General features: G+C 43.9%; 8 protein-coding genes. 5 read left to right on the top strand and 3 right to left on the bottom strand.

Annotated features, from left to right (window positions below):
* Window positions 1-310 precede the first annotated feature (310 nt).
* A complete protein-coding gene (locus AB4371_RS15870; protein WP_017068416.1) occupies window positions 311-1,003 on the bottom strand; it encodes an SDR family oxidoreductase in 693 nt (230 codons plus the stop codon).
* A 131-nt stretch (window positions 1,004-1,134) separates the two neighbouring features.
* Window positions 1,135-2,301, bottom strand: coding sequence for an MFS transporter (locus AB4371_RS15865; protein ID WP_029235440.1), 1,167 nt, complete (start codon window positions 2,299-2,301; stop codon window positions 1,135-1,137).
* A 192-nt stretch (window positions 2,302-2,493) separates the two neighbouring features.
* Between AB4371_RS15865 and AB4371_RS15860 the strand changes: the two genes are divergently transcribed.
* From AB4371_RS15860 to AB4371_RS15845, 4 genes are all read left to right on the top strand, one after another.
* Window positions 2,494-3,375, top strand: coding sequence for a LysR family transcriptional regulator (locus AB4371_RS15860; RefSeq protein WP_102398645.1), 882 nt, complete (start codon window positions 2,494-2,496; stop codon window positions 3,373-3,375).
* Window positions 3,376-3,490: 115 nt separating this feature from the next.
* Entirely contained in the window at window positions 3,491-4,588 is a 1,098-nt protein-coding gene (locus AB4371_RS15855) for an alkene reductase (RefSeq protein ID WP_102321231.1), read from the top strand.
* A gap of 10 nt (window positions 4,589-4,598) precedes the next feature.
* Window positions 4,599-5,687, top strand: a complete 1,089-nt coding sequence (locus AB4371_RS15850; RefSeq protein WP_017062693.1) for an alkene reductase — start codon at window positions 4,599-4,601, stop codon at window positions 5,685-5,687.
* A 66-nt stretch (window positions 5,688-5,753) separates the two neighbouring features.
* Window positions 5,754-6,695, top strand: coding sequence for a zinc-binding dehydrogenase (locus tag AB4371_RS15845; RefSeq protein WP_372150315.1), 942 nt, complete (start codon window positions 5,754-5,756; stop codon window positions 6,693-6,695).
* Window positions 6,696-7,191: 496 nt separating this feature from the next.
* Here AB4371_RS15845 and AB4371_RS15840 read toward each other — a convergent pair whose 3' ends face one another.
* Window positions 7,192-8,157: a GlxA family transcriptional regulator gene (locus AB4371_RS15840; protein ID WP_102393298.1), complete on the bottom strand. Its 966-nt coding sequence runs from the start codon at window positions 8,155-8,157 to the stop codon at window positions 7,192-7,194.
* Window positions 8,158-8,271: 114 nt separating this feature from the next.
* Here AB4371_RS15840 and AB4371_RS15835 point away from each other — a divergent pair, with 114 nt between their 5' ends.
* On the top strand, window positions 8,272-9,063 hold the full coding sequence (locus tag AB4371_RS15835) for an MBL fold metallo-hydrolase (protein ID WP_102427727.1): 792 nt from the start codon (window positions 8,272-8,274) through the stop codon (window positions 9,061-9,063).
* Window positions 9,064-9,136: the final 73 nt, after the last annotated feature.

The following is a 9,136-nucleotide window of genomic DNA, read 5'->3' as shown; positions in this document are numbered from 1 at the left end:
AGGGCTGGCTTGTGATGCCCAGACTTTTCTAAGCGCGATCATTGCTTGCCCCATTTCACGTTAAAGTATTTACTCATTCCAGAGTAAGATCGCAGTCGTTCCTTAGGATATGTAATGTGACCAGCCATAGATGCAGGCAATATCAATTTATAGGATCTCATCGTCATCCCAATCCCAGTCAATTTGGGAAATGTCACGGGAGACTTTGTGTAAATACCACCCGAGCAAAGCGACAATAGAAAGGATTAAAACTATAAAGGTTAAAAGCATATCCTACCCTTAGAGTTTGTATGAGACGTAACTACTAGGCTTACCATGGCAATTGAGTGCCATCGTAGACAAAAAATGAACCTGAATGCTTAAGTTTTAAATTGTCGATAACATTAAGCATGCCTGTAACACTCTCTTTTACTGTTACCTTGCCTTCCTTTCCACCCATATCGGTTTTTACCCAACCTGGATGAATTGCCATGGTCTTCACTCCCGCTTCGGATAATTCACAGGCTAGAGATTTAATTATTTGGTTGAGGGCCGCTTTTGATGCTCGATAGCTGTATCGTCCCCCTGAGCGGTTATCATCAATACTGGCCAGTATTGAGGTCATCCCGATTATGGTTTTATCTTGGCCGGCTAGAATATTATTGAGCAAGGCCTGCGTGATTAACATGGGTGCGATGGTATTGACCTTTAACACCTCTAGCCATCTTTGCTGATCCATATTGCCTAAGTTGTCACATCCTTCACCACTCACCCCAGCATTATGAATAAGTACATCAATAGGTTGCTCTTTAAACACCTCAGTTAAAGCGAGAATATCTGTTTCATGACTAACATCTAGAGCATAAGGGCGAATGGTTGAATACTGTTGTGCTAACAGGGTTAACTCATGCGCTGAATCAATATCGCGACAGCAAGCGATGACCTTGTAATGTCGCTGTGCATATTGCTTTGCAAGCTCTAATCCTAAGCCACGATTAGCTCCAGTAATAAAAACGGTTTTCATTGAGTGCCTCTTATCAGTTTCAATCTTGTCTAATACCAATCAATATAAGTTGCGAAAAGCTGGCCAATGCTGCTGCATTGACCAGCTCTAAGGGTAAGAGTCGTGTTTATTTCATTAATACATTTTTACCATTAACTTTCTGCACGCTTATCAAGACGGCCACTAAAGCGGGTCAAAGCAAGCGCTATCAGTACAACTACTGCACCTACCCAAGGTGTATGCATTAAGCCTGCTTCAGCGACAACCATCCCTCCGCCCCATGAACCAAGTGCAATACCAACGTTAAAGGCGGCAATGTTTAAACCGGAAGCAACATCCACTGCATCTGGTGTATATTTTTCAGCAAGTTTCACTACATATACTTGTAAACCTGGAACATTACCGAATGCAAATGCCCCCCAAACTAAAATCGTGGCTACCGCGGCAATAGGGTTAACGGCGGTAAAATTGAACACGATAAGCACAGCTGCAAGACCAGTAAAAATAATGCTAAGGGCTTTTATTGGGCCCATTTTATCGGCCATTTTTCCGCCCCAAATATTACCAATCGCAACTGAGACTCCATAAACCAACATAATTAAACTAATTGCATTCGCACTAAAGCCAGTTTCTTGCTGCAAAATAGGAGCAAGGAAAGTGAATGCTGTAAAAGTGCCGCCATAACCCAGTGCAGTAATCGCATAAACCAGTAATAATCTAGGTTGAGTTAATACCTTAAGCTGCGATGAAAGCTTAGCTGCAGCAGGTTGTTTTAAGTTATTTGGTACTAAGAAAGCACTACCAATTAATGCGATTAAACCTAATAGCGCAACAACTAAGAAGGTTGATTGCCAGCCAAAGGTTTGACCTATGTATGTCCCAAGCGGCACGCCTGTGACTAACGCCACGGTTAAACCAGTGAACATAATCGCAATGGCGCTGGCGGCTTTTTCTTTTGGTACCAGACCGGTAGCAATGGTTGAACCAATGGAGAAAAATACACCATGGGCTAAACCTGTCAAAATACGAGCGATAATCAGGGTGTTATATCCAGGTGCTTGCCATGCAACTAAGTTACCGACAACAAACAGTGACATGACGGTAATCAATACGTGTTTACGATTCCACTTTCCTGTTAAAGCCGTTAAAACCGGGGCGCCAATGGCAACACCAAGTGCATAAAGGCTAACCAGCAAGCCTGCTGAAGGCAGTGATATATTTAGGTCGGAGGCCATGGTCGGGAGTAGCCCCACGATCACAAACTCCGTTGTTCCAATAGCAAAGGCGCTGAGCGTCAATGCAAGAAGTGCTAAAGGCATAATATTTACTCTCTGTTGTTTGAAAATGACCAGCAATAGCCGATGTATTGGTCGCTATGCCGTCGCGTTGTTAATTGATGGGGGGCATTTTGCATTAAAGATGTTTTGTGAAAAACAGAGGTTTTTACAAATGATATTTGTTATAAATGCAATAAAGCTGATGAGCGATTGGATAAAATTGAGGGAAATAGCATGCGAACAAAATCTGATGATTTAGCCATTTTACTAGCTGTAGTCGATACCGGAGGTTTTTCAGCGGCAGCAGAGAGCCTAGATATCCAAGTCGCGCGAGTATCCAGAGCGGTCAGTAAAGTGGAGAGTCAACTTGGGGTCACTATTCTAAACCGAACCACTAGACGTATTGAATTAACCGATGAAGGACGCCAGTTCATTGACTCTATGCGGGTGGGGTTAATGCAATTACAGCAGGCGGAAGAAGATATTATTTCCCGTGGGGAATTGCCCAAAGGCCGTTTACGTGTCGACGCGGCTAGTCCGTTTGTGTTTCATCAACTGGTGCCATTGGTGCAGTCATTTAATCAAGCCTATCCCGATATTGAGCTAGAAATAACTTCCAATGAAGGCATTGTGGATTTACTAGAAAAGAAAACCGATTTAGCAATCCGTATTGGTACGTTGAGCGATTCAACGCTACATGCTCGGTCGCTGGGTCGAAGCCCCTTGTATATTGTGGCTTCACCAGAATATATCTCAAAACGCGGGCTCCCCACTAAAAGCAGCGATCTTGCTCAGCATAATCTCATTGGATTTGTCGCCCCCAAAATTTTGAATGACTGGCCTTTAAAAGGTTTTACCCAACTAGACGCTTTGATGTCATCAAGTAATGGCGAAACCATTCGACAAATTGTGTTGGCAGGAAATGGCATTGCATGTCTATCAGGGTTTATGGTGAATAAAGATATTGCCGAAGGACGTTTAATCTCGCTGTTGGAGAGCGAAAAAATCAGTCATCCACGAAGAGAACAAGTCAACGCTGTGTATTATAAGACTTCTTCTGTGGCCAAGCGGATCTCCGCTTTTATTGATTTTATTAAGCCAAAGCTAACCCTGTAACCCGCTTAAACAAGCTGATTGTTGCAATTTATACAAATATTATTTGCCTTTATTGCTATAAATGATTGGTGACTCATTTGCTAGTATGCCCTTATCAAATGAAGAGGGCTCAACTATGTCACTATCACTATTTAAACCATTCACATTGGGTGGACTCACACTCAAAAACCGCATTGTCATGCCACCGATGACGCGTTCAAGAGCCAGTCAGCCTGGTGATGTCGCAAATGATATGATGGCAACCTATTACGCTCAGCGTGCCAGTGCAGGATTGATTGTGTCTGAAGGTACGCAAATTTCAGCGACGGCAAAAGGCTATGCATGGACCCCAGGTATTTACACACCTGAGCAGATCGCAGGCTGGCGTAAAGTAACTCAAGCAGTGCATGCAGAAAATGGCGCAATTTTCGCTCAGCTCTGGCATGTGGGCAGAGTCACTCACACAGATAACATCGGTGGTGAGCAACCGATTTCTTCATCAGCGTTAAAAGCGGAAAACGTAAAAGTATTCGTTGATAATGGCAGTGATGAACCAGGTTTTGTTGATGTCGTGCAGCCTAGAGCAATGACAAAAGCAGATATTCAACAAGTCATTGCAGATTATCGTCAAGCGGCATTGAATGCGATTGAAGCAGGTTTTGATGGCATTGAACTGCATGCGGCGAATGGTTATTTGATCAACCAATTCATTGACTCCGAAGCTAACAACCGCAGTGATGAATACGGCGGTAGCCTGGAAAATCGTCTTCGTTTTCTTGATGAAGTCGTTGCAGCAATGGTGGACGCAATTGGCGCTAACCGCGTTGGTGTGCGCTTGGCACCTTTAACAACCTTAAATGGTACTGTTGATGCTAACCCTATTGAGACTTATACCGCTGCCGCAGCGTTACTCAATAAACATCATATCGTGTACCTACATATTGCTGAAGTCGATTGGGATGATGCACCAGATACACCCGTCTCATTCAAACGTGCAATGCGCAATGCTTTTCAAGGCGTGCTGATCTACGCAGGTCGTTATAATGCGGAAAAAGCAAAGCAAGCTATTGATGACGGACTGGCTGATATGATCGGCTTTGGTCGACCTTTTGTGGCGAATCCCGATCTTCCTGAACGTCTACTTCACGGCTACCCATTGGCAGAGCATGATCCAAACACCTTGTTTGGTGGTGGTGAGAAAGGTCTGATTGATTATCCAACGTATAAAGCTTAAGGGGGTAAGTATGTTTAAGGTATTTAAAGGTCACGGACTTGAGACTAGAAACCGTATCGCGATGGCGCCGATGACTCGTTCACGCACGTCTCAACCTGGTGATGTACCAAACGAGATGATGGCAACCTACTACCGTCAGCGTGCCAGTGCTGGACTCATTGTATCAGAGGGCACCCCGATCTCAGCGGCTGCACGAGGTTATTCGATGACTCCGGGCATTTATACCCCAGAGCACATCGAAGGCTGGAAAAAAACCACCCAAGCTGTGCATCAAGATGGCGGGAAAATATTTACTCAACTTTGGCATGTGGGGCGACGCAGTCATTCTGATATTTCAGGTACTAAGCCGTTAGCCCCATCAGCGATTAAAATCCCAGATCAAGTATTTGGCCCACTAGCTGAAGGTGGCTTTGGGATGATTGAAACTGAAACGCCACGGGAGATGACGCTGCAAGACATTAAGAGCACGATTGCGGATTTTGTACAAGCGGGCAAAAACGCCATTGAAGCTGGTTTTGATGGCGTGGAAATTCATGCTGCGCATGGTTACTTGTTTGATACCTTTTTACGCTTAGAAAGCAACCAAAGAAGTGATCAATATGGTGGCAGCCAAGAGAATCGCATGCGCTTTTTGGTTGATACGTTGCAAGCACTTACCGACGAAATTGGTGGGGAAAGAGTTGCGGTTCGTCTGTCTCCTCATATCGGAGAGGGTTTTGCTGGGGATGATGTTGAAATTGTTCCGCTAACGTTAGCATTGCTGGAAAAACTACAACTGATGAACCTTGCGTATGTGCATTTTTCAGAAAACATATCACGCTATGTAGAGGTGCCTGAAGAGTTTCGCCAGCAAGTACGCCGAATATACTCTAATCCAATCATGGTTGCAGGAAAGTTGACCAAGCAATCTGCCCAACAGTTGCTAGATAAGCAGTATGCTGATTTCGTTGCCTTTGGTACTCCTTTTGTAACGAACCCTGATTTAGTCGCCCGATTTGCTCATGATTTACCATTGGCCGAGTTTGATGCCGATGCTAGGTTGACCTTGTATGGGGGCGGAGCCGAAGGCTACGTCGATTATCCAACTTATCAAGCCTAATACACCAGGTACCAAGGACGATAACTCTTTGGTGCCTTACCTTTTCATTAAGCGAGTGGAAGTGATATGGAACCCTATCGAATTTGGCAATATCAAACTGAGAAACACAGTCTTGTTTTAGGTAAGGCTGAAAGAGCAGCTTTAGATGACAGCGAAATCTTAGTACAAAACAAAGCGATTGGTATTAACCCTGTGGATTGGAAATTTATTAAAGCCAATCCTTTAAATTGGCCGAATGGCCATGTTCCAGGTGTTGATGGTGCCGGCGTCGTCGTACAAGTAGGTTCTAAAGTTGATCCCAGTCTAATTGGCCGTCGAGTGGCATATCATGGTTCACTAAATCGCCATGGTAGCTTCGCTAAATATACTGTTTTGAACGTTAAGCGAGTGATGACACTACCTGAGAGCCTATCTTTTGAACTTGCCGCGGCACTGCCTTGTCCGATGCTAACTGCGTGGCAAGCATTTGAAAAAATTCCATTAACCCAACAAAGAGAAGTGCTTGTCGTTGGTTTTGGCGCGGTGAATAATTTGTTATCCCAGATCCTTGTCAGAGCGGGTTATATCGTTGATGTTGTCTCCGCGAGTCTGAGCGAAGAGCGAGCCAAAAGCTTAGGTATTCGCCAAGTTTATCGGGAGCAATCTCAAATCGACATGAAATACTTCGCCATTTTTGATGCGGTGAGTGGGGAAAATGCCGCCCATTTAGTGCCGCTGTTAAGAGCGAATGGACATATTGTCTGCATTCAAGATCGTATTGCTAAACCCATTGACCCTCCATTTACGCGCACTATTTCTTACCACGAAATAGCCCTTGGAGCGTTACATAATTTTGGTGATAAAGATGATTGGCATACATTAATGCAAAATGGTGAAGCGCTGCTTGAGCGTATTGAAAATGGGAGTGTTGAAGTTAGTATTCCTGTCACTTTTAAATTCGAGCAGATGCTTGATGCGTTGAAACACAGTGAAACCACAAAACGAAAAACCGTGATTACATTGAGTTAGACTGCGCAATTTATCCTTTTGCTGGGAGTCACATAGCGCTTACTTCCTACACTTTGCTTGGATAGTTGTTCTAATTGCTGATATTGAGTAAGACTCATCTTTGCAACGTCGTTTAAAATTGTGGTCTAAATAATTTTGACCACACTCTTACTAGCAGATGCGATACTAATAGCAATCTAACCAACGAAGAATTCGTGATTGCTCAATAGTCGGTAGAACTACTGTAATTTACTTTAAAAACAGATGGTTAAAAGCGAGCTTAGTGCTCGCTTTTTTTGTGCTCATATGTTGGATAGACCATCGCTAAGTGGCCTTATAGCGAGATAGTCAAAACTCATTCTATTGATTTCGGCAAATCATTTTGTAGCTTCAAACTAGTGATGTTAGGGCTGGCTTGTGATGCCCCAAAAACGCCTAGAATTGAACTTGCAAGGTTTCAGATACAAAAAGTAATAGATGCGACGATCTAGCCCCATCGCCCTCAATGAAATTAAGACTATTGCTTGAATGTAGTGCGCCACTGAATCGGCGATACATGAAAAGCCGATTTAAAGTGCTTTCTGAATACACTGTCAGAGCCAAAACCCGCTTGCTCTGCAACTTGAGGTATCGATAGTTTCGTGGTTTCTAATAGACGTTGGCTAAGCTCCAAACGTCGGTTTTGCAGCCATTCACCAAATGTACAGCCATAGGTGGATTTAAACTGGCGTGTGAAGGTACGTTTACTCATCGCACAGCGCTCAGCGACTTCATCTAGTGAGTGACACTGATTAAGGCTCTGCTCCACCAGCTCAATCACAAGGCTAATACTTGTCTCTGTAAGAGGTTTTATGTTGACTGGTGCTGGTATGTATTGCTGCTGTCCACCAGTACGAGATGGCGCAGTCACCATCTTACGTGCGAGATCATTCGCGAGCTCACTACCACACAAACGGCGCACTATATGTAGACAACAATCGAGTGAAGCAGCTACTCCAGCAGAGGTAATGATAGTCTCATGTTCAACAAATAGAGGGTTTGGGTCAAAATCCACCTTAGGAAATTGCTGCTGAAATTGTTCGGAAAACGCCCAATGGCTTGTGGCACGTTTTCCATCGAGAACGCCAGCACATGCAAGTACATAAGACCCGAGGCAGAGTCCTACTAGTAGCTTACCTTTCCCATGATGCTCTATTAGCGCCTCTATAAGTCGCTCACTTGGCTCTGGCAGGTCATTTGGCCAGCTTGGAACAATCACAATATCCGCCTCTTTAATAGCGCTCAAATCTTTATCGATCACCACACCAAATCCAGAGCTTGTTTCAAACTGCAAGCTGTTTTCGCAACAGATCCTCAAGTCAAACCGAACCGGCTGACCGAAAAAGATATCTTGAAACACCAGACAAGGCACAGAGAGATGAAAAGCACTGATGCCTTCAAAGGCTACCATCGTAATTTTAATTAGCTCGGTTGATTTGTTCACAAGTGTCTCGATTTGCGCGAATGTTGACTTTCAAGACAGTATCACAAGAAACTAGAAAGAAGCATACTAAATCTCATAGAGAACATGGCTTGTTAGTGAGTTTAGAGAGGCATTATGAAGATCCACCACCTACGTAGCGCAACATTTATTATTGAATCTGGCGAAAAATTTATCCTTATTGATCCTATGTTGGGGAAAAAAGGCTCTATGCCTCCGTTTTCAGTCATTAAGGCTAAGGCCGCGAAAAATCCAACCGTTGAGATGCCAAGTAATGCCGATGAGCTACTAAACAAGGTTACTCATACCTTAATTACTCACAGTCAAACACTTGGTATCAAGGCATTACAACATGGAGATCACCTAGATCCGGCAGGTGAGATGTTTTTAACAAGTCGTAATATCCCAGTTGCGACACCAGCCAAAGATAAGGCTTACCTAGAAAAATATGACTTAACGGTAAATTGGGGAATTGAAGACTGGCAAACTATCGACTTTCTAGACGGAAAGCTCACCGCGGTTCCGGCTTTGCACGGCCATGGATGGATTCACAAGGTAATGGCTAATGGTGTTGGATTTTTCTTGGAGCTCCCCAATGAGCCTTCTATTTACATTAGCGGTGATACAGTTCTAACCGATGATGTAAAACGAGCGTTGACTGAGTTGAAACCTGATATCACAGTAGTCGCGGCAGGTCGTGCTCGTATGGACGTTGGTCAACCGTTATTGATGTCTATTGATGAGGTCATGGAGTTTATTCGCCTTTCCCCTAATAAGGTGGTTGCGAACCATATGGAGGCACTCAATCACTGTGCAGTGACTCGACCAATTCTTAAAGAAGCAATTGATAAAAACGGTTTGTCAGATAAAGTCCTTATTCCTGCTGATGGTGAGACCTTGGAGTTTTAGATACCTGAACTAATCCGGTGACTCCCGATTTAAGTAAATAGTCTAAATGATTTCTGTCCGTGCGACCTGAGGT

It is taken from the genome of Vibrio sp. 10N.261.51.A3 (assembly GCF_041471965.1).
Lineage (GTDB): Bacteria > Pseudomonadota > Gammaproteobacteria > Enterobacterales > Vibrionaceae > Vibrio > Vibrio crassostreae_C.
The sequence above is the reverse complement of the archived record's forward strand: the minus strand, read 5'-3'. Positions and strand labels throughout refer to the sequence as shown.